The sequence below is a fragment of the Acidovorax sp. NCPPB 3576 genome, assembly GCF_028473605.1.
In the GTDB taxonomy this organism is placed as follows: Bacteria; Pseudomonadota; Gammaproteobacteria; order Burkholderiales; family Burkholderiaceae_C; genus Paracidovorax.
This window is the reverse complement of record NZ_CP097267.1, coordinates 2,862,538-2,887,863: the sequence shown is the minus strand read 5'-3', so window position 1 is coordinate 2,887,863 and position 25,326 is coordinate 2,862,538. Positions and strand designations below refer to the sequence as shown.

The following is a 25,326-nucleotide window of genomic DNA, read 5'->3' as shown; positions in this document are numbered from 1 at the left end:
TGCGCACCATGTTCATGCACTCACTCATTGACGTTGGAAGGAAACCTCCGATGAACAACCGCAGTCCCGACGCCTTCCCTTTCCCGACCTCTGAAAGCCACCCGTCTCCTCCGCCCGAAGGCGCTGCGCCGACCTTGAAATCGGCAATCGATCCCGAACACAAAGAGCCTGCACTCGACCACGGAATCGAAGAGTCGTTTCCCGCGAGTGACCCGGTCTCGGTCGCTGTGACCAAGGTCGATTACTCGGCTCCGCTGTCCGGCGATCCGACCCAAGCCGTTGCTCAGGATGGCCAGAGGACAACCATGCGCGCTGTGATCCGCACAGGGTTGATTGCTGGCACCTTTGCCAGTGTCGCCTCCACCGTGATGCTCGCGTGGCGGGGCCAAAGCGATGTGGGCAGCTTGTCTGCTCCGACCAATGCGACCAGCCATTGGTTGTGGGATCGAGAGGCCTTGGCGGCAAAATCTCCATCCTGGCGCCACACGGCCGTGGGCTATGCGATCCATCATGGTTCTTCCACGTTCTGGGCCCTGCTGTATGCGTGGCTTTGGGTCCATCGCCGGCCCAAGCCTGACAGCGCGTCGAAGTCCCTGGCCAGTGCCGGGCTGGCAACCGCAGCGGCTTTTGTGATCGACTACGCAGCGACACCCAAGCGGCTGACCCCGGGTTTTGAGCACCATCTGTCCAAACGGTCCATGGCGGCGGTCTATGCGACTTTTGCGATTGGCCTCGCGGTGGGTTGTGCCGTGGCCCTCCGAAACCACCGCTCCGGTGCAGACGAAACCTAGTCGCTTCTGAAAGCACGCGCGGGAATGCTCCTTGTGGTGTTGGGTCAGTGGGCTTGCTGATAGGCAACGGTGGCGGCCGGTATTTTTTGCAGCGGATTTTTCTGTTGCCTGGGCGCCGTTTCATGCCGCCATGCATCGGCATTTGCCCAGGCAAACTGCTGCGTCTGGATCGCGCCATGCGCGCTGGTCACACGCATACGACGGGCTGTTGATCGCCAAGGCAGCGCCGCAAGCCGATGGCAAAGACGCTCCGGTTTCAGAGCCCGGGCTGTGCTGCCTGCGGCGCCACGGCGGGGTCGCGCTTGTGGGCGCTGGCGAGGTAGGTGTTCGCGATCACCCGCTCGGCCTCGCGGTCGATGGGCAGGCCTTCCAGAAAGTCGTCGATGGTGTCGTAGCTCACCCCGAACGCGTCTTCGTCGGGCTTTTGCGGTGTGAGCGTTTCCAGGTCCGCCGTGGGCACCTTCATCACGAGATCGCGCGGTGCGCCCATGGCAAAACCCACCGCGCGCACGCGGCGCTTGTTCAGCCCCGCCAGCGGCAGCACGTCGGCCGCACCGTCGCCATGCTTTGTGAAAAAGCCCATCAGGGCTTCGGCTGCATGGTCGGTGCCGACGACCAGCCCCGCCGTGGCGCCGGCCACCGCGTATTGCGCCACCATGCGTGCGCGGGCCTTGATGTTGCCGACGAGAAAGTCTTCGGCCTTGGCATCGCCCAGGTCCACGCCGGCAGCCAGCAGGGCTTGCTGCATTGCATCGACCGATGGGCGGATGTCGATGGTGCGCACTTCGTCGGGGCCGATGAATTCGAGGCAGCGGGCGGCTTCGGCCTCGTCGCGTTGCTGGCCGTAGGGCAGGCGCATGGCGATGAAACGGGCGTTGTCTCCAGAGGCCCGCCGGCGCGCCACGGCCCGCTGCGCCAGGCATCCGGCGACCAGCGAATCCACGCCGCCGCTGATCCCGAGCACATAGCTTCGGCGCCCGCTGCGGGCCAGGTATTGCGCCAGGAAATCGACGCGCCGCTCCAGTTCGGCTTCGGCGTCGAACTCGCGCATGACCGACAAGGATTGCAAGATCTGCTGCTGGCTGGGCCTTTCTCTCATCTTCATTCGCTCCTCGAGGGATGGGGCCCGGCTGGGATGCTGCCGGGCCGAAAGGGACAAAGTTATCTGCCGTGGCGCCGGCGCGGGTGTCGGACAGCGCCGGTAGGCCGCGGCTGCGGCAGGAAGGCCCGCGAATCCGCTCTCACCAGGTGTCGCCAGAGGCTATGGGGTCAAAAAGGCCTCTGCCGCAATAAATACTAGGGCATATTGCTATTAAAAATATAGCATTCGGTTTTGCCTCAGCGAGCGGCCTTGTCTTGCTGGTGAGCCTCGATCAGCGCGATGAGCTTTTGCACCTCCACGGGCTTGACCATGTGTGCGTCGAACCCCGCTTCGGCCGCGGTGCTCCGGTCGGCTTCCTGGCCCCAGCCGGTCAAAGCGATCAGCTGCACCTGGGCGCCGCCGGGCAGGGCTCGCAGTTGCCGTGCCACCTCGTGTCCGCTCATATCCGGCATGCCGATGTCCAGCACGGCCACGTCGGACATGGTCGGGTGTGCGGCTTGCACCGCCGATGGGACATCGGAACAGGTGCTGACTTGGCAGCCCGAGATCTGCAGCAGCGTGGAGATGCTCCAGGCCGCATCGGTGTTGTCGTCCGCCACCAGCACGCGGGGCGCGATGTCGGACAGCGTTCGCAGAGATGCCTGCGGTGTGGGCGCCGACGGTGGCTCGGCCGGCTCCACTTCAGGCAGTGGCAGGCGCACGGTGAAAGCGCGGCCTTCGCCCAGACCCGAGCTGCTGCCCTGCACGGAGCCGCCGTGCAGCTCCACAATGCTGCGCACCAGCGCCAGACTGCAGTTCCTCGCGGCTGGTCTCCAGCTCTTCGGTGGCCGAGCGCAGCTCTTCGTTCATGGCCTGCAACTCTTCGTCGCTGGCTTTGATCTCTTCGGTGGACACCTCGTACGGCTCGACCGTGTCGCGCAGGTGCAGCTGCATGCGCTCCAGTTCATGCTCCAGGTGCAGCGCCAGCGGCTCGGCCACCGCGGCGCTTCGAACCTGCTCGTTCTGAGCTCGCCACATCAGCGCTCAGCGAGCGATCAGGCGCTGGCGCCGTATTCCTTCAAGCGGTTGTAGAGCGTCTTCATGCTGATGCCCAGCATGGCGGCGGTCTGCTCGCGCCGTTGCCCGCAATGGGCAAAGGTGGCGAGGATCAACGCGCGCTCCACTTGCGCCAGCGAGCTGCCCAAGGGCATCCGCAGTTCGGCCAGTGCGGCCCCGTCGGCTGCGAGCGGCGCGGCCTCCGGCTCCGGCCGCGATGGCACCAGATCGCGTGGCAGCCAGCGCTCGGTGACGGGCCCTTCCTGGGTCATCACGAAGGCGCGCTGCAGCACGTTGCGCAATTCGCGCACGTTGCCAGGCCAACGGTACTCGGCCAGCCGCTCGAGTGCTGCGGCGGTCAGTGTCTTGCGGCCCCCTTCGCGCGCGGCGATGTCGTCCAGGAAATGCTGCGCCAGAAGCGGCAGATCTTCCAGCCGGTCCCGCAGGGGCGGCAGGTGAAGGGGGAACACATTGAGGCGGTACAGCAAGTCTTCCCGCAATGCGCCATCGACCACGGCCTGGGCCAGGTTGCGGTTGCTGGCGGCCACGATGCGGACATCGGTGTGCCGCGCTTCTGTGGAGCCCACGCGCATGAAGGTGCCGGTCTCCAGCACCCGCAACAGCTCAACCTGCAGCTCCAGCGGCATCTCGGTGATTTCGTCCAGGAAGAGGGTGCCGCCGTTGGCCCGCTCGAAGAAACCCAGATGCTGGCGGTCTGCGCCGGTGAAGCTGCCCCGCTCATGGCCGAAGATCTCGCTCTCGATCAACTGGGGCGAGATGGCCCCGCAGTTCACCGCGAGGAAAGGCCCGTCGCGCCTGCGGCTCAGATCGTGAAGGGTGCGGGCGACCAGTTCCTTGCCGGAGCCGCTTTCCCCCGTCACGAACACCGAGACCGAGGTGCCGGCCACACACGCGATTTGCTCGTACACCTCTCGCATGATGGAGGACCGACCCAGCAGGTGCCCGAAGCGGCCGGTCGCTTCCCACTGCAGCCGAATGTCCTGGATCTCGGCCAGCAGGGTGGAGGGGGAACGCGCGCGGGACAGCACGGCATTCAGGCGCCGTGTGTCCACCGGCTTGATCAGATAATCCGCCGCGCCCAGGCGCAGTGCCTGGATCGACGTGTCCAGGCTTGCATGGCCGGTGATCAGGACCACTTCCGAATAGGAAAGCAACTCGGCCTCTTCGCACAACGACAACCCGTTGCCGTCGGGCAACTGCAGGTCCAGAAGAACGATATCGGGGCGCTGCAATGCGATCTGGCGGCGCGCGTCCCGAAGCGAAGACGCTGTGGCTGCCGTGAATCCGCCGGTATGCAGCAGGCTCGCCAGCATGCGCGCGGAGTCGGCATCGTCTTCAACTACCAGGGCGTGGGCCATGCAGAGTCTCCGCTGAGTAAGAATTTGAAAAAGAGGAATTATTTGCAGCGATTACGGATGTGCGTGTAAACGAAAGTACAGAGTTCAATCGTTTCCGGATTCCAGTGCGGCTGTCAGCGCCTGCGGCAAATCGGCCCATGCCATCCACGCGTCGAAACCTGCGCGCCGCGCGCCGCCGGCGTCCAGCGCCTCATCCGTGGACGGACTGGCCGCCGCCACGACCACCATTCGCCCGGCGTAGCCGGCTTCTCGGGCCGCTGCAGCCAGTTGGCGGGCCTCCTGTGCAGGCTGCGCGCCCGTGAGAACGAGGTCTGGGACGTTCTGCAGCAGCAAGTCGAGTGCTGGCTGCGTCACCGCTCCTTCCAGCACGCTGTAGCCCTGTTGCTCCAGTGCTCGAACGACTGTCTCGCGATTCCTCGCATCCTGCAATGCGACCAGCACCTTCGGGCGCCGTGATCTGGCAGGCCGGGGAGGCGCCTCCCCCAGGCATGGCAGGCCAAGATACCGGCCGCTTTCGTCGGTGGACGATGCGAGGCGGCCTCCATGCAGTTGAATGACGTGGTCGGCCAGCAGGTCCGCCAAGGTGGCAGGTGCGCCGGCGCGCAAATGCAGGTCGAGCGGGAACGGGCCTGTCGTTCCCAGGGTCTGCCCGGAGTTGTCTTTGGGCAGGCCGCGGACATCCAGGCGCACCTCGCCCCCTTGCGTGGACACGGTCAGATCCATGCGCATGCCAGGAGCCGCCGCTTTGTGTGCCCTCCAAAGCAGCCGATCGACCGCCCGGCGCATCAGCCGGGGATCGGCCATGACCCGAAGATTCGGCGCGATCTGCTGGGTGTACGCATAGCCTTTGCTGGAGTTCACCATGGCCTCCCAGGCCTGCCGCACGAGTTCCGAAAAATCCATCGCTACGCATCGCAGTTCAAGACGCCCCTCGCGCGCCGCCAGAACGTCTTGCAGATCTTCCATCAGCAGGGACAGATGCCGCGTTTGCCGGACGGCGACAGCGCACGCCTCGTTCTGGATGGACGTGTGATTGGCAGCGAGCGCAATCACTTCCAACGCCGCAGACAACGCGCCCAGAGGTGTGCGCAATTCATGCCCTACGCCGGCCATGGAGGGCCACTGTGGCGGCGTGGAATTCAGGCGGGCAGGCGGTGGCCGTTCGTCTGGCCCCTGCCGTGGATGGGCTTCAGCGGACACGCCGGGTGCTGCCTTCGGGTAAGGGATGAGGTTGGTTTTCATGATGGCAGTGGAAAAGGCGTTCGTTATGGTTTTCCGGCAAGCCAGCTTCTGCGGCACGCCGTGTGCCAGTCAAGGCCGGTAAGAACGGAACATGGCCACGCATTCGCAGCGAAAACCGGCAGAAATTGCCGCAATCTCTACCGGTTCGGTGCAATAGGCGGTCCCGCTGGGTTGGCACGGATGGCTTTTTGAGGCCGGTGTGCCCTGCTTTCCAAAGAGAAGAGCGCATGGGCATATGCCTTGCTTTGTCCCTTTAAATGACTACTCATTCAACGGGCCTGCAATGAGCCAGCTTAGCCTGAGCACATCCGCCGCTCTCACCCAGAGCGCTTCACCCCGCTTGCAGCAAGCCGTGCGCCTGCTGCAGATGTCTTCCCAGGATTTTGCGCGTGCCGTGCGTGAGGCCTTGGAGAGCAACCCGCTGCTGGAAGCCGATGAGGGTGAAACGATGCCGGAAGGCCAGGGCTCGTCGCTGGGCGACTGGAGCCTGTCCTCCGCAGGCAGTCGCATCCCGTCCGCGGACAGCGATGGAGAAGCTGCCTGGGAGCGGTCGGCCGCACCCATTTCATTGCGTGCGCATTTGCATGGACAACTGGATTTGCTCCGCCTTCCAGAGCGTGACATTTTGCTGGCCCGGGCCGTCATCGAGTCGCTGGACGACGAGGGCTACCTGCGCGGCGGCATCGGTGAGATCGAGCAGGCCGTGCATACCATGCCGCTGGCCCCGAAGCCGGACGAGCAGGAAATACGCATGGCATGGCGCCGTGTGCAAGGGTTGGACCCTGCGGGTGTCGCTGCGGTGGATCTGCGGCATTGCCTGTTATTGCAATTGAACACGATGGAGTGCGCCACTTCACGAGCCTTGGTGCGCCGCGCCATTGAAAACCACCTGAAGGCCGTGGCGTTGCGTGATCCTGCGCGGCTGTCGGAGGCGTTGGGCGTATCTCGCGACATGGCGGCGTCGGTTTGCGCTCTGATTCGCACGCTCAACCCGAGCCCCTGCCGGGCATTCCTGCAAGACGACGTGCCTGGCGCGGTTCCCGACGTCGTTGCGGTGCGCAGCGGGCGGGGATGGCAAATGGTGCTCAACGATGCGGTGATGCCACGCTTGCGCGTGCATGCCGCGTATGTGCGGATATTCCAGCAGCGCAAGCGCAACGCGGAAAGCGCTGCATTGAGTGCCTGCTTGCAGGAGGCGCGCTGGTTGGTGGGCAACGTGTCGCAGCGCTTTGCCACCATCCTTGCGGTGGCGCGCGCCATCGGGCGGCACCAGCAGGCGTTCTTCGAATACGGCCCCCTGGCGCTCAAGCCGCTGAAACTGCAGCAGATTGCGCAGGAAGTGGGCGTGCATGAATCGACGGTGTCCCGTGTCACCAACAACAAGTTCATGGCGACGCCGTTTGGGTTGCACGAACTCAAATATTTTTTCTCGCGGGGCCTGTCCACCAGCAACGGCAGCAGCTGTGCGCCGGCGGCGGTCAAGCAGCTGGTATCCGAGTTGATCGCCGCAGAGTCGCCCTCACATGCTCTGTCCGATGCTGCGATTGCGGGACTGCTGGCGCAGCAAGGGTTTTCGGTGGCCCGGCGTACGGTGACCAAGTATCGGCAGGCACTCCGCATTTCGGCCGCGCCTGAACGGCACCAGAACCTCTGAATCAACCGCCTCCACTTGGAGGCCGTGCAGACTCACTTCACCAAAGATCATTCATGGCTTGCGCTTGGACGTCCATTGACGGTTTGACCTTGTTTTCTCGCACTGTGGCAGTCGGCGCGCATTGGTGCGGACTGGTCGATGTCTTGCAAGGGCCCTTGCCCCGGATCACCACCGTGGCCTGCGCAGAGTGGCGTCCGAGCGCAGCGCAGGCGGATGCCGACGCCATCGATCTGGTGCGGACGTTGTACGCAGGCATTGCACGCCGCCTGCAGGCCCGGCAAGAGACGGCGCGGTGGATGGCGCGAGCGGGTCAACCCTGATCCGGTGCGGTAACTGCCGGGGCCTTCGATCGGTGCATTCAAACCCGCTGCAGCGGGTTTTTATTGCACGCTGGAGTCAGGGGAGTCACTGGAAAATATGGCGGCATCCGGCATCGCTTTACCGAAGGAGCGCCTCTTGTTGCCGAGCGATGACATCGACACGGCTGCTGTGCGTTTTTTCTGCTGGGCATGTCGATTGCCTCTCTTCTGACAAGTCCGGCGTCACTGCCTGGCCTGGGCCGTTCCCCTCCACGGGAGCACATTGAAGGAGCATCGAAATGGCCAACCAAGGCAATCAATCCGGTAGCAGTCGTGGCTTCGCTGCCATGGATGCAGAAAAGCAGCGCGAAATTTCCAGCAAGGGGGGACAGGCAGCGCATCAAAAGGGCACTGCGCATCAGTTCACATCCGAAGAAGCCCGTGCAGCAGGCGCCAAAAGCCACAGCAGCCGCAGTTCGGGCGCTGCCAAGGCGGGAGGCGCCAGTGCCAACTACGAAGACGTCAAGTCAGACGGCAGTTCCGGCGCAAAAACCCGCGCAGGCGCCGTCGAGCAGAGGTCCACGGCCAGCAGCCAAAACGCCAAAAGCCGTTGATTTCATGCGCCTGAGTTTGGCTGTACGCAGCACGCGCCCGGATGGTCCGGGCAGCGGACTACTGGCCCGCAAGGGCTAGGCACACCGATTGCCGCAGGACCGTATAGGTGTGTGCCAAACCGTTGTTCCTGCGAGCCCTGTGGGATCGCGTCAAAGGATCTCAGGGAGCGGGTGGTGCACACGAACCCATCCCCGAGGCATCCATGAGCACCAATTACCCGACACGGGCGCCGCGCCATCGCGGGCTGTTCCAGCAGTTTTCCCCACTCCACCTCGCGCCTGCCTGGGACCAATACAGCGTCGTCAAAGCACGCGGCGTGCGCATCATTGCGCTGGGGGGCTATGCACCTTACTGCACCTCAGGCTGGGTCGTCGAACAGGCCGTGGGCTGCATCGAACTCATCGGCGCCAAGGTGGCGGGCCTCGGGCAGATGCTGCTGATCGGCTTTACCCTGAGCGAGCAACCGCGGCCCGCCGGTTTTGAAATCACGGACACCGATGCCATCGGTACTCTGACAATGCCTGCCCGCTGCTTTGCGGCTTGCGTAGCGATTGCCACCGGCTCCAATACCCACTTTCGCATCGGCGGGGATGGGCAGCTGAATGCCATTGGCAGCGATTCGTCCTTGCTGCAGCTGCCTGCACCGACATGAATCGTTGCAGTCCGAAGGCGGTTACCGAGCAGCCGATCAGTCCGCCCAGCCTTCGCTGATGAAGAGCCGGGTCGCCAGAAGGCCCGTCGAAGTCCAATGGGTCGCGGGCGACAGGGCGGCACTCAAGAACTGCCGGCGCGGGTCTCCTTCCAGCGATTGAAGCTGCGCCTTGAATCGATCCAGTTCGGGGTCCAGGGTGGGTTCTGAATGGCCGGGAGCTTGATCGCCTGAGCGGTGACGCGCCAATGCCCTGAAAGAAGGCAATCTGCGCGTTTGATTGGCAGAGGATGGCTGGGCGTAGTCCTGCCCGTCGCGGCTGTCATCGCCACGTATCCAGTCGTGGATCACCTGCAACTCGTATCCCGTGAATACCCCGAACATTTCGGCACGCTCTCCTTGGAGCAGGTTCCAAAAACGGCTTTGTGCCACCGGCGCGCCGAGTTTGATCCAGCCGCCATCCACGAGCGCGTCCAGCAATGCGCCGATGTCTCGTTGGGGCCCCAGCCAGTCATTGATGGTGCGGCCACCGACGCGGCAGTAATCGGAATGCATGCCTGCGCCGGCTGACGCCTTGCGTTCAAAAATTCTCACGACCTCAGCTCGGGCGTCGAAGGACTCGATCACTTCCCGTGTACCGCGACCGGCGTTTGCCAGCTTGCTTCCGGCCCGAACGCGCTGCCAAAAGTGTCCGCGATCTTCTTGCACCTGCAGCATCTGAAGCACCGCCTCGCAGGCCTGCCATGCGTGGCCACTGTCGCCGTTATCGACCGTGACATGTAGCGTGAAGTAGTAGGGATCGATGCCCAGTTCGTTGAGTTCGTACGCGGTGATCAGCAGGTGCAGGGGTAATTGCTCATACGCCAGGTTGAACCCGATCACTTCAGGCAAGAACCGCTCGACATTCCATCCCAGCGCCAGTTGCACAGCACCCTGCAGATAGTGGGCATCGTCCAGTTGCAGGTCTTGATGAATGCTGTGGCGCCGCATCAATTGGCGATAAAGCGTGACGTGATTTTTGTGCGCCACGCCATCGCCGAGTTCTTCCAGGTAGGTTTGCAGCAAAGGCCGCAGCCGCTCATTCGATGTGTGGAGCGCCAACCCATATAGCCAGGATCCATCCACCATTTTGGTGGGAGCCACTGAAGCCAGAAAGTTCAGCGCATGGGCACGGCTGCGGAAATACTGGCGCTCACCGCCTGCCCGCCGCTCGTCCAGATAGGTTTGGTAGCGTTGTGCCACAGCCTGGGCGTTTTCACTCGACCAAGCATGCAGATCTTCGGGTGTTTCGCACAGTTCGCTGGGGATGTCTTTGCTTTCGTCCATGAGCCGTTGCAGCCACTGCGCGGCTTGCTGGCGGGCTTGTGGCGTGGGAGCGGGCTTCAAAAGCGCTTCGTAGATCCGACGGTAAGGGGCTGCAGCATTCAGGCGCTGTGCATTCAATGCGTGGGTTGCTGGAATGACCTGGCAAGCGACGGCCGGTTGGATTTTTTGTGCAAGCATCGTTGACTATGGGCTGGAAGAATGCCTTCATGCTGCTGCGCTGCAAAGGGGTGAGAAACCACCAGATGGCGCGACCCCCGGTCGGCAAGTTCCTACGCCGCCGAATCTTTGCCTGGCAGCCAACCCCATGAATGCAACTGCTGCAATTCGCCCCCGGATAGCCGAGCGCCGATGTCAGTGCGATACCGCAAATTGGGGACAAGCACTTTGCGAACTGAATCGAGTGCTGCCAGATTGGCTGCTTGCACGGTGGTGCCAACGCCTGTGACAACCCCCAGGTAACCGCATGACCCGCTGGCCACCAGTTGGCCTTGACGCAGTGCCACTTCTGAAAAATGGAGGCTTTCACGCTGCGCCTGTGTCATGTTGGGATCGACGAATATCGGCAGCCCCTTGGAAAGGTCAGCGTATCCATGCCGATAGGGAAAGGGCGGAACCGTGAGAACTACGCCGCAGGCAAATCCATCTTTCGCGCCGAAGTCCAACACATCGCGGCGGAGCATTCTGCGAAAGATGTTTTCCCACGGCTCTGTATGAAGGGCTTCGCAAATTGCGAAACCTGGGTAGCCGAACCGGCAGGTGAACTCGAGAGGCCACAGCCCGCTTTCATTGGCGATGAGATTCACGTTGATGTAGCCGCAATAGCCTCCCTCGCGCAGGATGGAAACCAAGGGGCGAAGGACCGTGGCGTACAGGCGTGCGCTGCCCTGGTAGCTGACGATGGTCCCCATCTCGCCGGTGAGTTCGCCTAGATCGCCCGGGAAAAAACGCTTGTGCTCGAAATCAACGCAAACAGGCGACAGAAAATCGTGGCCGTTGAAATATCCGCCCACCCCGATCTCGATCCCATGGACGAATTCCATCAGGATGAAATCAGGCGCCATGGATCGGTCCTCGTTGGGCCTTCCCGCATGCATGGAGAGCATGGCGCGAACATCGGCACCATCGCTCGATTGCCCTACATAGTTGCGCGAGCGTTCGCTGGATGCGCCATTGAACTTGAGCACATACCTTGCGGGGTAGCGATCAAGAAAAGCCAGCGCTTCGTCATAGCCGGCGAATCGGTGGCAGCGTGCTACTTGGAGTCCAGCGGCTTGCAAAGCGCTTTGGCCGAAGGCACGGTCCGCCTCCAGTCGGTCGCCGAGTCCACTGCCCCCGATGACCTGAAAGCCCTCGGAACGCAAAGCGTCCTGCAGGGCGCCATGGGTGGCGGATTCGAAGAGGATGATGCCGTCTTCTCCCGCAGCTTTGATCCAGCCGAGTTCGCCTTCCCAGTCTTCGACGCGCTGCAAGATCCCCTCGAAGACGTCATGGCACGCGGGGTCTTCGACCACGACCCGCACATCATGCCCTCGGCTCTGCAGGCCGCCATACATGGCCGCCAGGTCATTCGTCTGCCCGATACCGAGAAACCTCATTCAGGCCTCCGTTGAACCACCATTCCCACGGCGGCGATCCGGTCCGCATCGGCATAGGCTGGCTGCTCGAGTTCTTCGCCGAAGACGTCGGGGTCCAACTCTTCGTAATGCACGGAAAACCCGCGCCCCGCAGCGTAGGCCGTGACGGATTCCCGGAGCCCGTCGTGTCCCCCAGCGATGGTCGAGCCCGTGTACAGCAACAGACGCCCAGTGGGTTTCAGATGGTACAGGCTCTCTTTCACAATGCGTTCGGACAAGGCTTCGCCAAACCGGCCGCCACCATGTCGGTAGGTACGGGTCGTATCGTCCAGAAGATAAGGTGGGTTGGACACGATGAGGTCGAATGTGCCCGTCACTTTGGAAAAGAGATCGCTTTGAATGCACTGCGCATGGGTGTGGCCAGCGACGGCCACATTGGTTTTGGCGTGCACCAGTGCGCGCGGATTGATGTCCGCCAGGACCATCTCGCCTGTTGTCGACTGCGTCCGCGCCGCGACGAGTCCCCCCGGCCCTGCACCACACCCTATGTCGGCAATGCGCGCCGATTCAGGCAAGGGACGTGTTAGCAACTGGTTGCGGATGAAGTTGGCAAACCGATAGGTGTCCGGCCCGAAGAACACCGCGTCTTCTTCGGCTGTGGGGAACGCGGAATGGGCAAAAAGTAGCCCGTCTAACGAACTGAATCGGACATTGCTTTTCAACCCGTCGCCTTGAGTCGGTTGCAGCCAGCCATCGTTCACTAATGAAACTGCCAGATCTTCGGGGAGCCGCTGTTTCAAAAATGGCCTGTTCCATCCAAACGCATCGCGAAGGTCCGATGAAGCCGGGTCGTGCGGCCGGGCGAGCACCCGCTCGTGCGTGAGCGGCGTGACGGTGATGAATCGGTAGCCTGTGCTTGCAAGCCATTGGCTCAGTCGCTGAAGGCTTTGTTCGACGCATGACACTGATGGTGAATTCATCGAAATCGAAATGGGTTGTAAGGGGGAGGGAGCAACTTCCGAATTGGGCTGGATCAGGCGGCTCAGTGCGCGCTGGGCATTTGACATCTGGACAGCCCAGAGCTTGCCGCCACCGTCTGTCTAAAGAACGCGGGCATCCAATCCGCCAAACGCCGGAACGCCGTCGCTGCGGTGGTCCTTGGACTGAAGAGCACCAGCACTTCGCTGCCTTGTACCGATGCCGGAGAGTGAGAGGGCCGCCTAAAACGATCGACAGTGCATGCGGCTGGCGCCTCCGACAGTGGGCCGTGATGGTCCAACGGCGGGCTATGACGAAATCGCCAGTCATCAGCAGCGGCACCGATTCCACCCGACTCACAGGTGGTGCCACTGCAAGATTTGGTGCAGCACGATGCCATCGAAGAAGACTCCCAGACTGAAGCCAAGAAGATAGCCGGGCCAGTCCATGTGGCGAGATACAGCGGTGATGGACGGTGCGGGTTCTGATGCGCGTCGCGGCCCTGACTGCATGGCACACATCGAGATGCGATCGCTGCGATCTTTCTGGGTGTGCGAGCTGTTTTGGTGTAGGACAAATGGGCCAGATCAAGGGAAGGGCAGAGGCGAGGCACGACCTGGCCTCAGGTGCTGCGCGTCACCATTGACAGCAGGCTGCCTTATTCCCGTCGGATGGATGGGCCGCCGATATCTGGAAGCCCTTGCACTGAGGCTACAATTGGAGGCTTTCCCGCAAAAACGTCGCCCGGCAGCAACCAAAGCAATCCCCAACAAGCAGCAGTCTTCAGGAATGTCTTCCTGCGGACTCCGGGCGACCCGTAACCATTCGGAGAACCCAGTGCTTTTGTCTCTCAAGGGATCTTTCCCGCCCGCCATCCTGGCGCTCGCAGACGGCACGGTCTTTATCGGCAATTCGATTGGTGCCACCGGCACCACGGTCGGCGAAGTGGTGTTCAACACCGCCATCACCGGCTACCAGGAAATCCTCACCGACCCGAGCTACTGCCAGCAGATCGTCACTCTGACGTATCCGCACATCGGCAACTACGGTGTCAATACCGAGGACGTCGAAGCCGATAAGGTCCATGCCGCAGGCTTGATCATCAAAGACCTGCCGTTGCTGGCCAGCAATTTCCGCAGCACCGAAACCCTCTCGCAGTATCTCGTGCGTGAGAAGACCGTTGCCATTGCCAACATCGATACCCGCAAGCTCACGCGCATCTTGCGCACCCACGGAGCGCAGAAGGGTGCCATCGTTGGACTGGCCGCTGGCGAAGTGGTGACCCAGGCACGCATCGACGAAGCCCTGGCCGCTGCCAAGGCGGCTCCCAACATGAAGGGCCTGGATCTGGCCCAGGTGGTGAGCACCTCTGCGGCCTATCCGTGGGATCAAACCGAATGGAAGCTTGGCTCCGGCTATGGCAAGTTGGCCGAGCCGCGCTTTCACGTGGTGGCCTACGATTACGGCGTGAAGAAAAACATCCTGCGCATGCTGGCCGAGCGCGGCTGCAAGCTCACGGTGGTTCCTGCCAAGACCCCTGCTGCCGAAGTGCTGGCCATGAAACCCGACGGAGTGTTTCTGTCCAACGGCCCTGGCGATCCGGCGCCATGCGATTACGCGATCGAGGCCGCGCGTCAGATCATCGATGCCGGCGTGCCGACCTTCGGCATTTGCCTGGGCCACCAGATCATGGCTTTGGCCAGCGGTGCCAAGACCTTCAAGATGGACAACAGCCACCACGGCGCAAACCATCCCGTGAAGGATCTGGACAATGGTCGCGTCAGCATCACCAGTCAGAACCATGGCTTTGCCGTAGAGGCGGAGTCACTGCCCGCGACCCTGCGTCCCACGCACATCAGCCTGTTCGACGGCACGTTGCAAGGCCTGGAACGCACCGACAAGCCAGCGTTCTGTTTCCAGGGCCATCCCGAGGCTTCGCCCGGCCCGCACGACATCGCCTACCTGTTTGACCGCTTCACCGCGCTGATGGAGAAGAAATAATGCCGAAGCGCACAGACCTCAAATCGATCCTCATCATCGGCGCAGGCCCCATCATCATCGGCCAGGCTTGCGAGTTCGACTACTCCGGCGTACAGGCCTGCAAGGCCCTGCGCGAAGAAGGCTACAAAGTCATCCTGATCAACAGCAATCCAGCGACGATCATGACCGACCCGGCCACGGCCGATGTGACCTACATCGAGCCCATCACCTGGCAGACCGTCGAGAAAATCATTGCCAAGGAGCGCCCCGACGCGATCCTGCCCACGATGGGCGGTCAGACGGCGCTCAACTGCGCGCTCGACCTGTGGCGCAATGGCGTGCTGCATAAGTACAAGGTGGAGCTGATCGGCGCCACGCCCGAGGCGATCGACAAGGCGGAAGACCGTCTCAAGTTCAAGGATGCGATGACCCGCATCGGCCTGGGCTCGGCACGCTCGGGCATCGCCCACAGCATGGACGAAGCGTGGACGGTGCAAAAAACCGTCGGCTTTCCCACGGTGATCCGTCCCAGCTTCACGCTGGGCGGCACCGGCGGCGGCATTGCCTATAACCCGGAAGAGTTCGAGACCATTTGCAAACGCGGCCTGGAGGCTTCGCCCACCAACGAACTGCTGATCGAAGAATCGCTGCTCGGCTGGAAAGAGTACGAGATGGAAGTGGTTCGCGACAAGGCGGACAACTGCATCATCATCTGCTCGATCGAAAATCTCGATCCGATGGGTGTGCACACGGGCGACTCGATCACGGTGGCGCCTGCACAAACGCTGACGGACAAGGAATACCAGATCATGCGCAATGCGTCCCTCGCGGTGCTGCGCGAGATCGGCGTGGATACCGGTGGCTCCAATGTGCAGTTCTCTGTGAATCCGAAAGACGGTCGCATGATCGTCATCGAGATGAATCCGCGTGTATCGCGTTCATCAGCATTGGCATCGAAGGCCACGGGCTTCCCGATCGCCAAGGTCGCGGCGAAGCTGGCGGTTGGCTATACGCTCGACGAGCTGAAGAACGAGATCACGGGCGGCGCCACGCCCGCGTCGTTCGAACCCTCGATCGACTATGTAGTCACCAAGATTCCGCGTTTTGCGTTCGAGAAGTTCCCTACAGCCGACAGCCGCCTGACCACGCAGATGAAGTCGGTGGGCGAGGTCATGGCCATGGGCCGCACGTTCCAGGAGTCGTTCCAGAAGGCGCTGCGCGGCCTGGAAGTCGGCGTGGACGGCATGAATGAAAAGACGCAGGACCGCGAACTGCTCGAAAAAGAACTGGGCGAGCCCGGTCCCGAGCGCATCTGGTATGTGGGCGACGCATTCGCTATGGGCCTGTCGGTCGATGAGGTGCATGACCTCACCAAGATCGACAAGTGGTTCCTGGTGCAGATCGAAGAGATCGTGAAGATCGAACTGGATCTGGACAAGCTCACCGATGAAAAAGGCGATGGCGCGTTGGCTGCCATCGACGCTGATACGCTGCGTGCGCTAAAGAAGAAGGGCTTTTCCGATCGCCGCCTGGCCAAGCTCCTGCGGACCCAGGAAAAGGCCGTGCGTGAGGCACGCCGGGCGCTCAACGTGCGCCCCGTTTACAAGCGGGTGGACACCTGCGCCGCCGAGTTCGCCACCAACACAGCTTATATGTACTCGACCTACGAGGACGAGTGCGAAGCCGCGCCCACCACCAACAAGAAGATCATGGTGCTGGGCGGTGGCCCCAACCGCATCGGCCAGGGCATCGAGTTCGACTACTGCTGCGTTCACGCCGCACTCGCCATGCGCGAGGACGGCTATGAAACCATCATGGTCAACTGCAACCCGGAAACGGTTTCGACCGACTACGACACGTCGGACCGGCTGTATTTCGAGCCGCTCACGCTGGAAGACGTGCTGGAAATCGTCGACAAGGAAAAGCCCACGGGCGTGATCGTGCAGTACGGTGGTCAGACCCCCTTGAAGCTGGCCCTCGGCCTGGAGGCCGAGGGCGTGCCGATCATCGGCACCAGTCCGGACATGATCGACGCAGCGGAAGACCGCGAGCGGTTCCAGAAGCTGCTCAACGATCTGGGCCTGCGCCAGCCACCCAATGCCACGGCCCGCACCGAACCGGAGGCTCTAGAAAAAGCCGCTGCGCTGGGCTATCCGCTGGTCGTGCGTCCCAGCTATGTGCTGGGTGGACGTGCGATGGAAATCGTCCACGAGCAGCGGGATCTGGAGCGCTACATGCGCGAAGCCGTCAAGGTGAGCAACGATTCTCCCGTTCTGCTGGACCGTTTTCTGAACGATGCGATCGAGTGCGATGTGGATTGCCTGCGCGACCCCGAGGGCAAGGTTTTCATCGGGGGGGTGATGGAGCACATCGAGCAAGCCGGCGTGCACAGCGGCGACTCGGCCTGCTCGTTGCCACCTTACTACCTCAGCAAGGCCACGGTGGATGAGCTCAAGCGCCAGACTGCTGCTATGGCCGAGGGCTTGAGCGTGGTGGGATTGATGAACGTGCAGTTCGCCATCCAGGAAAAGGACGGCAAAGACGTGATCTATGTGCTTGAAGTGAATCCGCGTGCATCGCGCACGGTGCCCTTCGTCAGCAAGGCCACCGGCATTCAGTTGGCCAAGGTGGCGGCCCGCTGCATGGCAGGGCAATCGCTGGCCAGCCAAGGCATTACGAAGGAAGTCACGCCGCCTTATTTCAGTGTGAAGGAAGCGGTGTTTCCCTTCGTCAAGTTCCCTGGTGTGGATACGATCCTCGGCCCAGAGATGAAATCCACCGGCGAAGTGATGGGGGTAGGCAAGACGTTTGGCGAGGCTTTCGTGAAAAGCCAACTGGGGGCCGGTACCAAGCTACCGACTTCCGGCAAGGTCTTCCTCACCGTGAAGAACAGCGACAAATCGCGCGCAGTGGAAATCGGCCGGCAACTGGTCGCCCTGGGTTTCGATCTGGTGGCGACCAAAGGCACGGCTGCCGCGATTTCGGAGGCTGGTGTGCCCGTGGCGGTGGTGAATAAGGTAACCGAAGGCCGTCCGCACATCGTGGACATGATCAAGAACGACGAAATCGTCATGGTCATCAATACCGTGGAAGAACGGCGCAATGCGATTGCCGATTCCCGTGCGATTCGGACCAGTTCGCTTCAGGCGCGTGTCACTACCTTCACGACCATTTTCGGTGCCGAAGCGGCGGTGGAGGGGATGAAGCACCTGGATCATCTGGACGTTTATTCCTTGCAGGAATTGCACGCGCAGTTGCCAGCCTGAATGGCACAGTCAGGTTAAGTGCTCTGCCGCTTCAAACGCGGCATAATTGCGACTGACCAGAAACCGCCGCGCGGCAACGCGCGGCGGTTTCCTTTTGGGGCGTCCGCTTGTGCATCTATAGGTGCACAAGGCGCCAGGAGGGCCGCGCATTGCGCGGCATCGAATTGAACGTGGAGACTGATTCAATGGCCACCATTCCCATTACCAAGCGCGGCGCTGAAAAGCTCAAGGAAGAGCTGCACCGTTTGAAGACCATCGAGCGCCCAGCGGTGATCAATGCCATTGCCGAAGCGCGGGCCCAAGGCGATCTGAGCGAAAACGCCGAGTACGAAGCCGCCAAGGATCGGCAAGGTTTCATCGAAGGCCGCATCCAGGAAGTCGAGAGCAAGTTGTCCGCTGCGCAGATCATCGACCCGACGGGTGTCGATGCAGGCGGTAAGGTGGTGTTCGGCGCCACGGTGAAGCTGGAAGATGAAGAAAGCGGTGATGCCGTCACGTATCAGATCGTGGGCGAGGATGAGGCCGATCTGAAGCTGGGTCTGATCAATGTGTCCAGCCCCATTGCTCGTGCATTGATCGGCAAGGAAGAAGGGGACACCGCCGAAGTCCAAGCCCCCGGCGGCCTACGCCGCTATGAAGTGGTTGGCGTAAGCTACATCTGAGCGAAAGGCGCTGCCATGTACGACCGCTTGCCTATTCTGGCTGCCGCGTTGTGGTGGGGTAGTTTGTCGGCCATCGGCTTTTTGGCTGTACCGCTCCTGTTCATTCACTTGCCTGCACCAGCGCAGGCAGGCAACATGGCGGCACGTCTTTTCGAGGCGCAAACGTTCGTGTCAATCGCTTGCGGTGTCTGCCTTCTCCTGTTGTCCAAGCGAAGGCATGCCGAAACGCAGGAGGCCTGGGCTCAGGCAGCCCTGGTTTTCGTGATCGGTGGGCTTTTGCTGGCGCTGCTGGTGCAGTACGGTGTATCGCCCCGCATCGTCGCTCGCCAGAACCTGCGGCTTTGGCACAGCGTGGGCAGCGTGATGTATGCGCTGCAATGGGGATGCGCTCTGGCCGTCCTCTGGCGCACGTCCTCCCGACGCTGATTCTCCGCGCTGAGGACGGTTTCTTTATTCTTTCCAGTGCTCAGCCACCCATGTGGCGGGCTGGATGTGGCGAAAGCGACGATTCCGCCGACCTGCCAGGGCATCGGGCGGGTTGCACTCTCCGTGAAAGATCACGATGCGTGCGTCGGCCGGGACGATGGGTGGCTTCCAGTAATTGGAAGGCCATGCAGGGATGCAGTGGTACTTGAAGCTGGGACACCAGCCTTCGGGCCAGTAGCGCAGCTTGCCCTGCTGATGCAGGAAGTCCGAAAGGTAGGCCTGTTCGTTGCGAAACTTTCTTCGGATGGCATCGAAGTGCCCGCGAAAATATTCGAGTACGTCGGGGTGCGCACCGATCTCAAACCGATACACCGATGAATTGCCTGTGATGCGCCATGGCCGTTTGTAGTCATGGATGATCAGGAACTCGCCCGGCTCTTCGAAAAAGGCATCGAGGCTGCCCGTGACAACGACATCCACGTCCAGGAACAGTGCAGTGCCCGACAGGCCATGCAGATCGGCGCTGAACGTTGCGAGCTTGGTCCAGCCGCGCTCCGGGATGCCGGCGGGCAGGTCCAAGGCGGGAATCGGAAGACATTGCACTGGTGCCCCGATGCCCGTCGAATCATCCGTCAGGCAGACAAAGCGGAAATCGCCAGTGAGATGGCGCCGGACCATGGCATAAAGCCGGTTCACATATTCGGGGCCGTATTTGGTGCCCCATTTCATGCAAATCACGTGGCGCGTTCGCGCCGTGCTGTAGCCCATCAATCGGCCTGGCGCTTCTTGACGGATTTCTGCTTGGGCTTCTTGGCCCGCTTGATCTGGCCGCCAGGAGTCAATCGCTGGTTGCCAAGAACACGAAGCTGCTTGATCTCGGGTCGCTGGCCGCCCCGCTTGCTGAATTTGAGCACTTTCACATCGCGCGGGCCGGGCATGCGGTCTTCGTCGACAGTGCGCTCCTTGGGAGGCTGCGGGCGCCAGAGCACCAGTAACTTGCCGATGTGTTGAATGGGGGCAGCGTTGAGCTCTGCCGCCAATGTCTGGTAAATCTGTTCGCGCGATGTCCGGTCGTCGCTGAAGACGCGGACTTTGATCAATCCGTGGGCATTCAGGGCGGCGTTGATTTCATTTTGGACAGCGGGGGTCAATCCATCGCCACCGATCAAAACGACAGGGTCCAGATGGTGGGCGTTGGCGCGGTGTTCCCGGCGCTCTGCGGGAGTCAATTGAATTTGAGGCATGGCCGTATTATCGAGGCAGGATGAAAACAAACACGAAAAGCAAGAAGGTGAACAAGGCGTGGCTTCACGACCATGTCAACGACACCTACGTCAAGCTCGCCCAGAAAGAGGGTTATCGCGCCCGTGCCGCCTACAAACTCAAGGAGATCGATGAGCAACTCGGGTTGATCAGGCCAGGACACATCGTGGTCGATCTGGGCTCTTCCCCCGGTGCGTGGAGCCAGTACCTGCGGCGACGCATGTCACCAGGAGGAGCAGCTGTCGGACAACTGAACGGCACAATCATCGCGCTGGACTTGCTGCCCATGGAGCCGATTGAAGGAATTGCCTTTTTCCAGGGCGATTTCCGTGAGGACGTTGTTCTTTTGCAATTGCAGGAGGCAGTAGGTGGCCGGCCTGTCGATGTGGTCGTCTCCGATATGGCGCCCAATCTGTCCGGGATCGGATCTGCCGATGCGGCGCGTATTTCCCATCTGGTTGAATTGGCTGTCGACTTTGCCGTGCAGCATCTCAAGCCCGAGGGTGCGCTCGTGGTCAAGCTGTTTCACGGCAGTGGGTATGCAGAACTGGTGCAGCTGTTTAAAGAAACCTTCAAAGTGGTCAAGCCCCTCAAGCCCAAAGCCTCTCGGGACAAATCTTCCGAAACTTTTCTGGTAGGAATGGGACTCAAAAAGCAGTCTTGAACGGCGTGCAGTGGAGGTGGCGAGAGAGCTCTCATCCAATGAATTGATTGGCTCTATCGGTTGACCATGGCATCTGCTGGGGTAAATCGTAACGCCGTCTACCTTGAAACGCCTAAAATGCGCCTTAAATGCGCTAGGACGTCTCCATGACACGTTCGTGGCGTTATCCCTCTTGCTTCTGGAGCCCCGCTTGAACAATCAGTGGTTTTCAAAAATTGCCGTGTGGCTGGTCATTGCCATGGTGCTCTTTACGGTGTTCAAACAGTTTGACACCCGTGCTAGCGCCAGCGCGGGGTCTGTGGGTTACTCTGAATTCCTCGAAGAGGTGCGCAGCAATCGGATCAAGAGCGCCACCATCCAGGAAGGGCAGGGCGGCACGGAGATCGTCGCGACCACCACCGATGACCGCAAATTGCGCACTACTGCGACCTATCTGGACCGCGGGCTGGTGGGCGATCTGATCAACAACAACGTCAAGTTCGACGTCAAGCCCCGCGAGGAAGGTTCGCTTCTCATGACCCTGCTCGTGAGCTGGGGTCCTATGCTTCTGCTGATTGGCGTGTGGGTTTACTTCATGCGTCAGATGCAGGGTGGCGGCAAGGGTGGAGCGTTCAGCTTTGGCAAGAGCAAGGCCCGCATGTTGGACGAGAACAGCAATCAGGTCACTTTTGCTGACGTCGCAGGCTGCGATGAGGCCAAGGAAGAAGTCAAGGAAGTCGTTGACTTCCTGAAGGACCCGCAGAAATTTCAGAAGCTTGGTGGCCGTATTCCACGAGGTCTTTTGCTGGTCGGCCCCCCTGGCACCGGTAAGACGCTGTTGGCGAAGTCCATTGCTGGCGAAGCCAAGGTTCCCTTTTTCAGCATTTCTGGCTCTGACTTCGTGGAAATGTTCGTTGGCGTGGGCGCGGCCCGCGTGCGCGACATGTTCGAAAATGCCAAGAAGAATGCCCCTTGCATCATCTTCATCGACGAAATCGATGCAGTGGGTCGTCAACGCGGTGCTGGCTTGGGCGGTGGCAATGACGAACGCGAACAAACCTTGAACCAGATGCTGGTCGAGATGGATGGATTTGAAACCAATCTGGGGGTGATCGTGGTGGCAGCCACCAATCGTCCTGACATTCTGGATGCCGCCTTGCTGCGCCCGGGGCGATTCGACCGACAAGTGTATGTGACGCTGCCCGACATCCGCGGCCGTGAGCAGATCCTTAACGTTCACATGCGAAAAGTGCCTGTGGGCCAGGACGTGAACCCGAGTGTGATTGCCCGTGGAACCCCTGGTATGTCGGGCGCGGACTTGGCCAATCTTTGCAACGAAGCGGCTTTGATGGCGGCACGCCGCAATGCCCGCACCGTGGAGATGCAAGACTTCGAGAAAGCCAAAGACAAGATCATCATGGGCCCTGAGCGCAAGAGCATGGTCATGCCCGAGGAAGAGCGCCGCAACACGGCTTACCACGAATCTGGCCATGCGTTGATTGGCAAGTTGTTGCCCAAGTGTGATCCGGTTCATAAGGTCACCATCATTCCCCGCGGCCGTGCGTTGGGCGTGACCATGAGCCTTCCTGAAAAGGATCGCTATAGCTACGACCGCGAGTTCATGCTGAATCAGATCAGCATGCTGTTCGGTGGGCGGATTGCCGAAGAAGTCTTCATGAACCAGATGACCACGGGAGCAAGCAACGACTTCGAACGTGCAACCTCTATTGCTCGGGACATGGTGACGCGCTATGGCATGACGGAGGCGCTGGGCCCGATGGTCTATGCCGATAACGAGGGTGAAGTGTTCCTTGGCCGTTCCGTGACGAAGACCAACAACATGAGCGAGCAGACGATGGAAAAGGTCGATGGCGAAGTGCGCCGCATCATCGACGAGCAGTACGCATTGGCGCGCAAGCTGATTGAAGATAACAGCGACAAAATGCATGCCATGGCGAAAGCGCTGTTGGAGTGGGAAACGATCGACACCGAGCAACTGGATGACATCATGGCTGGCAAGCCTCCTCGCCCTCCGAAGGACTGGACACCTCGTACGCCATCTTCGGGAGGCGACAACTCTGGCGGTGGTACGCCGGCGGTGACCACCGAGCCTGCGCCTACGGCAGCTTGAGCCAGCGCGGCAGCGCTGTAAACAACAACGGGGCCTGTGTGCCCCGTTTTGTATTCCCTTGGCCTAAAACATTTTCAGCTTGTCGATGCACTGGCAAACCAGCCGATTCCAAATCGATCTTTCACGACCGCAGGTCATGGGTATCGTGAACGCCACGCCGGACTCCTTTTCCGATGGTGGAAGTCACGCCACCACTGCGGATGCAATGCGCCATTGCGAGAGGCTTGTGGCGCAGGGGGCCGACATATTGGACATCGGCGGTGAATCCACCCGACCAGGCAGCCCCGCGTTGCCACTGAGCGAAGAACTGGCGCGGGTGGTGCCGTTGGTCCGTTTGGCAACGGGCTTGGGCGTGCCTGTGTCCATCGATACCTACAAACCCGAGGTCATGCGCGCTGCGCTGGATTTGGGCGCTGACATCATCAATGACATCTGGGCACTTCGCCAGCCGGGTGCTGCGGAATTGATCGCTGCCCATCCTGCGTGCGGGGTGTGCTTGATGCACATGCACCGTGACCCTCAAACCATGCAAACAGCACCCATGCAAGGGGACGTTGTTTCGGAGGTGCTATCATTTTTGAAGCAATCTGCCGTTGATTTGCAAGCGCTGGGGGTCGAAAAGAGCCGAATCGTGCTGGACTGCGGCATTGGCTTTGGCAAGACGGTGGCGCAGAACTTCTCGCTTCTCGCCAGTCAGCCTTTGCTTTCTCGTGCCGGCTACCCCTGGCTGGCTGGATGGTCGCGGAAATCCTCTTTGGGAGCGATCACGCAATGTCCAGTGTCCGAGAGAATGGTTCCAAGCGTGGCGGCGGCCTTGTTGGCCGTAGAGCGCGGCGCACGCATTGTTCGTGTACATGATGTTCGCGAAACGGTCGCTGCATTGCAAGTTTGGCAGGCTGCTCAAATTCTCCCGTCCCCAGCACAGCCTGCGGATATCCTTCGGACAGAGGCAAAAAAATCATGACACGTCGATATTTTGGTACGGATGGTATTCGCGGCACGGTGGGGCAGGCGCCCATCACTCCCGACTTTGTGTTGCGGCTGGCGCATGCAGTCGGACGGGTTTTGCGCCGCAAAGAGGAGCGCCCCACGGTTCTGATCGGCAAGGACACGCGAATATCCGGCTACATGCTGGAAAGCGCCCTGGAGTCGGGCTTCAATTCCGCAGGGGTTGATGTGGTGCTGTTAGGCCCTTTGCCGACGCCCGGCGTGGCGTATCTGACCCGTGCCCAACGCGCAAGTTTGGGTGTCGTGATCAGCGCCAGCCACAACGCCTATCCCGACAATGGCATCAAGTTTTTCAGCGCACAAGGAACGAAGCTATCTGACGACTGGGAAATCGCGGTGGAAGCGGCGCTGGACGACGCGCCTGTCTGGGCGGATTCCGCGTCGCTGGGTAAGGCGAGACGCCTGGAGGACGCTGCAGGCCGCTATATCGAATTTTGCAAGAGTACGTTTCCCCAAGACCTGACTCTCAAGGGCGTGAAGATCGTAGTGGATGCCGCGCACGGTGCGGCGTACCACATTGCACCGAAGGTCTTTCATGAATTGGGCGCAGAGGTTTTGGCGATTGGCTGCTCCCCCGACGGGCTGAACATCAATCACCAGGTCGGCGCGACCCACCCGGAAGCATTGGTGCGGGCGGTGCGCGCCAATCATGCTCACTTCGGCGTGGCGCTCGACGGAGACGCTGACCGGCTGCAAATGGTTGACGCGGCGGGTAGGCTCTACAACGGAGACGAACTGCTGTACCTCATGGCATCGGACCGTTTGGGCCGTGGCGAGCAGGTGCCAGGGGTGGTCGGCACGCTCATGACCAATATGGCGGTCGAGCTCGCACTCAAGGCGCAGGGCGTTCAGTTCGTGCGTGCCAAAGTTGGTGACCGTTACGTGCTGGAAGAGTTGGCGCGGCATCGCTGGCTGTTGGGCGGCGAGGGCTCTGGACACTTGCTGGCCTTGGATCGCCACACGACCGGTGATGGACTCATCAGCGCGCTGCAAGTGCTCCAGGCCTGTGTTCGCAACGCCTGTGGCTTGCCGGACATGCTCGCGAATGTTCATCTCTTTCCACAAGTGCTTCTCAATGTCCGGCTGGCCCCTGGCCAGGATTGGAAGAGCAACACCGCGTTGGCGAACACCTTGCGGTCCGTCGAGGAGGCGTTGGGCGAAACGGGCCGTGTGCTGATCCGAGCCAGCGGAACCGAGCCCCTGCTGCGTGTGATGGTGGAGGCCAGCAACGCGGACCACGCCAATCAGTTTGCACAGCAGCTTGCGGATGCAGCGCGTGCGGGGTAGAGCCATTCACCGCAGG

General features: G+C 61.2%; 24 protein-coding genes and 1 pseudogene. 13 read left to right on the top strand and 12 right to left on the bottom strand.

Going from position 1 to position 25,326, the window contains the following annotated elements; translation table 11 throughout:
- The first annotated feature begins 50 nt into the window (after positions 1-50).
- Complete coding sequence (locus tag M5C98_RS13225) at positions 51-791, top strand: hypothetical protein (protein WP_272547896.1); 741 nt, start codon at positions 51-53, stop codon at positions 789-791.
- 44 nt (positions 792-835) lie between these two features.
- Here the strand turns inward: M5C98_RS13225 and M5C98_RS13220 are convergent, their stop codons facing one another.
- From M5C98_RS13220 to M5C98_RS13195, 6 genes and pseudogenes are all read right to left on the bottom strand, one after another.
- A complete protein-coding gene (locus M5C98_RS13220) occupies positions 836-988 on the bottom strand; it encodes a hypothetical protein (protein WP_272547895.1) in 153 nt (50 codons plus the stop codon).
- 59 nt (positions 989-1,047) lie between these two features.
- Positions 1,048-1,896, bottom strand: coding sequence for an ammonia-dependent NAD(+) synthetase (gene nadE / locus M5C98_RS13215; RefSeq protein WP_442867180.1), 849 nt, complete (start codon positions 1,894-1,896; stop codon positions 1,048-1,050).
- 233 nt (positions 1,897-2,129) lie between these two features.
- Entirely contained in the window at positions 2,130-2,594 is a 465-nt protein-coding gene (locus M5C98_RS13210; protein WP_272547894.1) for a response regulator, read from the bottom strand.
- 85 nt (positions 2,595-2,679) lie between these two features.
- Positions 2,680-2,874: pseudogene (locus M5C98_RS24805) on the bottom strand (hypothetical protein); the annotation flags it as partial.
- Between the two features lie 53 nt (positions 2,875-2,927).
- On the bottom strand, positions 2,928-4,307 hold the full coding sequence (locus M5C98_RS13200; RefSeq protein WP_272547892.1) for a sigma-54-dependent transcriptional regulator: 1,380 nt from the start codon (positions 4,305-4,307) through the stop codon (positions 2,928-2,930).
- A gap of 84 nt (positions 4,308-4,391) precedes the next feature.
- Entirely contained in the window at positions 4,392-5,549 is a 1,158-nt protein-coding gene (locus M5C98_RS13195) for an ATP-binding response regulator (protein WP_272547891.1), read from the bottom strand.
- A 283-nt stretch (positions 5,550-5,832) separates the two neighbouring features.
- Here M5C98_RS13195 and rpoN point away from each other — a divergent pair, with 283 nt between their 5' ends.
- The 4 genes from rpoN (at position 5,833) to M5C98_RS13175 (ending at position 8,769) form a co-directional block, all read left to right on the top strand.
- Positions 5,833-7,203, top strand: a complete 1,371-nt coding sequence (rpoN, locus tag M5C98_RS13190; protein ID WP_272547890.1) for an RNA polymerase factor sigma-54 — start codon at positions 5,833-5,835, stop codon at positions 7,201-7,203.
- A gap of 89 nt (positions 7,204-7,292) precedes the next feature.
- Positions 7,293-7,523: a hypothetical protein gene (locus M5C98_RS13185; protein ID WP_272547889.1), complete on the top strand. Its 231-nt coding sequence runs from the start codon at positions 7,293-7,295 to the stop codon at positions 7,521-7,523.
- 278 nt (positions 7,524-7,801) lie between these two features.
- On the top strand, positions 7,802-8,116 hold the full coding sequence (locus M5C98_RS13180; RefSeq protein WP_272547888.1) for a KGG domain-containing protein: 315 nt from the start codon (positions 7,802-7,804) through the stop codon (positions 8,114-8,116).
- Between the two features lie 203 nt (positions 8,117-8,319).
- On the top strand, positions 8,320-8,769 hold the full coding sequence (locus M5C98_RS13175) for a hypothetical protein (protein WP_272547887.1): 450 nt from the start codon (positions 8,320-8,322) through the stop codon (positions 8,767-8,769).
- A gap of 36 nt (positions 8,770-8,805) precedes the next feature.
- On the opposite strand, the gene M5C98_RS13170 is transcribed toward M5C98_RS13175, so the two are convergent.
- The 4 genes from M5C98_RS13170 to M5C98_RS13155 form a co-directional block, all read right to left on the bottom strand.
- Positions 8,806-10,269 carry an iron-containing redox enzyme family protein gene (locus tag M5C98_RS13170; protein WP_272547886.1) on the bottom strand — a complete coding sequence of 488 codons (1,464 nt, stop codon included), beginning with the start codon at positions 10,267-10,269 and terminating at the stop codon, positions 8,806-8,808.
- 92 nt (positions 10,270-10,361) lie between these two features.
- On the bottom strand, positions 10,362-11,687 hold the full coding sequence (locus M5C98_RS13165) for a phosphoribosylamine--glycine ligase (protein WP_272547885.1): 1,326 nt from the start codon (positions 11,685-11,687) through the stop codon (positions 10,362-10,364).
- A complete protein-coding gene (locus tag M5C98_RS13160; protein WP_272547884.1) occupies positions 11,684-12,646 on the bottom strand; it encodes a methyltransferase in 963 nt (320 codons plus the stop codon). The genes M5C98_RS13165 and M5C98_RS13160 overlap by 4 nt, the downstream gene beginning before the upstream one ends.
- 354 nt (positions 12,647-13,000) lie before the next feature.
- On the bottom strand, positions 13,001-13,093 hold the full coding sequence (locus M5C98_RS13155; protein WP_272547883.1) for a DUF2243 domain-containing protein: 93 nt from the start codon (positions 13,091-13,093) through the stop codon (positions 13,001-13,003).
- A 388-nt stretch (positions 13,094-13,481) separates the two neighbouring features.
- Between M5C98_RS13155 and carA the strand changes: the two genes are divergently transcribed.
- The 4 genes from carA (at position 13,482) to M5C98_RS13135 (ending at position 18,978) form a co-directional block, all read left to right on the top strand.
- Positions 13,482-14,645: a glutamine-hydrolyzing carbamoyl-phosphate synthase small subunit gene (carA, locus tag M5C98_RS13150; protein WP_272553276.1), complete on the top strand. Its 1,164-nt coding sequence runs from the start codon at positions 13,482-13,484 to the stop codon at positions 14,643-14,645.
- Entirely contained in the window at positions 14,645-17,890 is a 3,246-nt protein-coding gene (gene carB, locus M5C98_RS13145) for a carbamoyl-phosphate synthase large subunit (RefSeq protein ID WP_272547882.1), read from the top strand. The genes carA and carB overlap by 1 nt, the downstream gene beginning before the upstream one ends.
- Positions 17,891-18,075: 185 nt before the next feature.
- Positions 18,076-18,552: a transcription elongation factor GreA gene (greA, locus tag M5C98_RS13140; RefSeq protein ID WP_272547881.1), complete on the top strand. Its 477-nt coding sequence runs from the start codon at positions 18,076-18,078 to the stop codon at positions 18,550-18,552.
- A gap of 15 nt (positions 18,553-18,567) precedes the next feature.
- A complete protein-coding gene (locus M5C98_RS13135; RefSeq protein WP_272547880.1) occupies positions 18,568-18,978 on the top strand; it encodes a DUF4149 domain-containing protein in 411 nt (136 codons plus the stop codon).
- Between the two features lie 24 nt (positions 18,979-19,002).
- Here M5C98_RS13135 and M5C98_RS13130 read toward each other — a convergent pair whose 3' ends face one another.
- On the bottom strand, positions 19,003-19,746 hold the full coding sequence (locus tag M5C98_RS13130) for a glycosyltransferase (protein WP_272553274.1): 744 nt from the start codon (positions 19,744-19,746) through the stop codon (positions 19,003-19,005).
- Positions 19,746-20,222 (bottom strand): YhbY family RNA-binding protein, encoded by a 477-nt coding sequence (locus M5C98_RS13125; RefSeq protein WP_272547879.1) that lies wholly within the window; start codon positions 20,220-20,222, stop codon positions 19,746-19,748. Before M5C98_RS13125 ends, M5C98_RS13130 begins: the two co-directional genes overlap by 1 nt.
- A 20-nt stretch (positions 20,223-20,242) precedes the next feature.
- Here M5C98_RS13125 and M5C98_RS13120 point away from each other — a divergent pair, with 20 nt between their 5' ends.
- The 4 genes from M5C98_RS13120 to glmM all read left to right on the top strand — a co-directional run bounded on the left by M5C98_RS13120 (position 20,243) and on the right by glmM (position 25,310).
- The gene (locus M5C98_RS13120) at positions 20,243-20,905 is read left to right on the top strand and encodes an RlmE family RNA methyltransferase (RefSeq protein WP_272547878.1); all 663 of its coding nucleotides are present in this window, start codon (positions 20,243-20,245) and stop codon (positions 20,903-20,905) included.
- Between the two features lie 190 nt (positions 20,906-21,095).
- Positions 21,096-23,015, top strand: a complete 1,920-nt coding sequence (ftsH, locus tag M5C98_RS13115; RefSeq protein WP_272547877.1) for an ATP-dependent zinc metalloprotease FtsH — start codon at positions 21,096-21,098, stop codon at positions 23,013-23,015.
- A gap of 85 nt (positions 23,016-23,100) precedes the next feature.
- Positions 23,101-23,979 carry a dihydropteroate synthase gene (folP, locus tag M5C98_RS13110; protein WP_272547876.1) on the top strand — a complete coding sequence of 293 codons (879 nt, stop codon included), beginning with the start codon at positions 23,101-23,103 and terminating at the stop codon, positions 23,977-23,979.
- Positions 23,976-25,310: a phosphoglucosamine mutase gene (glmM, locus tag M5C98_RS13105; RefSeq protein ID WP_272547875.1), complete on the top strand. Its 1,335-nt coding sequence runs from the start codon at positions 23,976-23,978 to the stop codon at positions 25,308-25,310. Before folP ends, glmM begins: the two co-directional genes overlap by 4 nt.
- The last annotated feature ends 16 nt before the right edge of the window (positions 25,311-25,326 follow it).

Coding starts and splice junctions, on each gene's coding strand:
- glmM (WP_272547875.1), top strand. CDS start 23,976: ATGACACGTCGATATTTTGGTACGGATGGTATTCGCGGCACGGTGGGG.
- carB (WP_272547882.1), top strand. CDS start 14,645: ATGCCGAAGCGCACAGACCTCAAATCGATCCTCATCATCGGCGCAGGC.
- M5C98_RS13220 (WP_272547895.1), bottom strand. CDS start 988: ATGCGTGTGACCAGCGCGCATGGCGCGATCCAGACGCAGCAGTTTGCC.
- M5C98_RS13175 (WP_272547887.1), top strand. CDS start 8,320: ATGAGCACCAATTACCCGACACGGGCGCCGCGCCATCGCGGGCTGTTC.
- M5C98_RS13130 (WP_272553274.1), bottom strand. CDS start 19,746: ATGGGCTACAGCACGGCGCGAACGCGCCACGTGATTTGCATGAAATGG.
- M5C98_RS13120 (WP_272547878.1), top strand. CDS start 20,243: ATGAAAACAAACACGAAAAGCAAGAAGGTGAACAAGGCGTGGCTTCAC.
- M5C98_RS13200 (WP_272547892.1), bottom strand. CDS start 4,307: ATGGCCCACGCCCTGGTAGTTGAAGACGATGCCGACTCCGCGCGCATG.
- greA (WP_272547881.1), top strand. CDS start 18,076: ATGGCCACCATTCCCATTACCAAGCGCGGCGCTGAAAAGCTCAAGGAA.
- M5C98_RS13155 (WP_272547883.1), bottom strand. CDS start 13,093: ATGGACTGGCCCGGCTATCTTCTTGGCTTCAGTCTGGGAGTCTTCTTC.
- rpoN (WP_272547890.1), top strand. CDS start 5,833: ATGAGCCAGCTTAGCCTGAGCACATCCGCCGCTCTCACCCAGAGCGCT.
- M5C98_RS13195 (WP_272547891.1), bottom strand. CDS start 5,549: ATGAAAACCAACCTCATCCCTTACCCGAAGGCAGCACCCGGCGTGTCC.
- folP (WP_272547876.1), top strand. CDS start 23,101: ATGCACTGGCAAACCAGCCGATTCCAAATCGATCTTTCACGACCGCAG.
- nadE (WP_442867180.1), bottom strand. CDS start 1,896: ATGAAGATGAGAGAAAGGCCCAGCCAGCAGCAGATCTTGCAATCCTTG.
- M5C98_RS13160 (WP_272547884.1), bottom strand. CDS start 12,646: ATGAATTCACCATCAGTGTCATGCGTCGAACAAAGCCTTCAGCGACTG.
- M5C98_RS13170 (WP_272547886.1), bottom strand. CDS start 10,269: ATGCTTGCACAAAAAATCCAACCGGCCGTCGCTTGCCAGGTCATTCCA.
- M5C98_RS13225 (WP_272547896.1), top strand. CDS start 51: ATGAACAACCGCAGTCCCGACGCCTTCCCTTTCCCGACCTCTGAAAGC.
- M5C98_RS13165 (WP_272547885.1), bottom strand. CDS start 11,687: ATGAGGTTTCTCGGTATCGGGCAGACGAATGACCTGGCGGCCATGTAT.
- M5C98_RS13125 (WP_272547879.1), bottom strand. CDS start 20,222: ATGCCTCAAATTCAATTGACTCCCGCAGAGCGCCGGGAACACCGCGCC.
- M5C98_RS13135 (WP_272547880.1), top strand. CDS start 18,568: ATGTACGACCGCTTGCCTATTCTGGCTGCCGCGTTGTGGTGGGGTAGT.
- M5C98_RS13180 (WP_272547888.1), top strand. CDS start 7,802: ATGGCCAACCAAGGCAATCAATCCGGTAGCAGTCGTGGCTTCGCTGCC.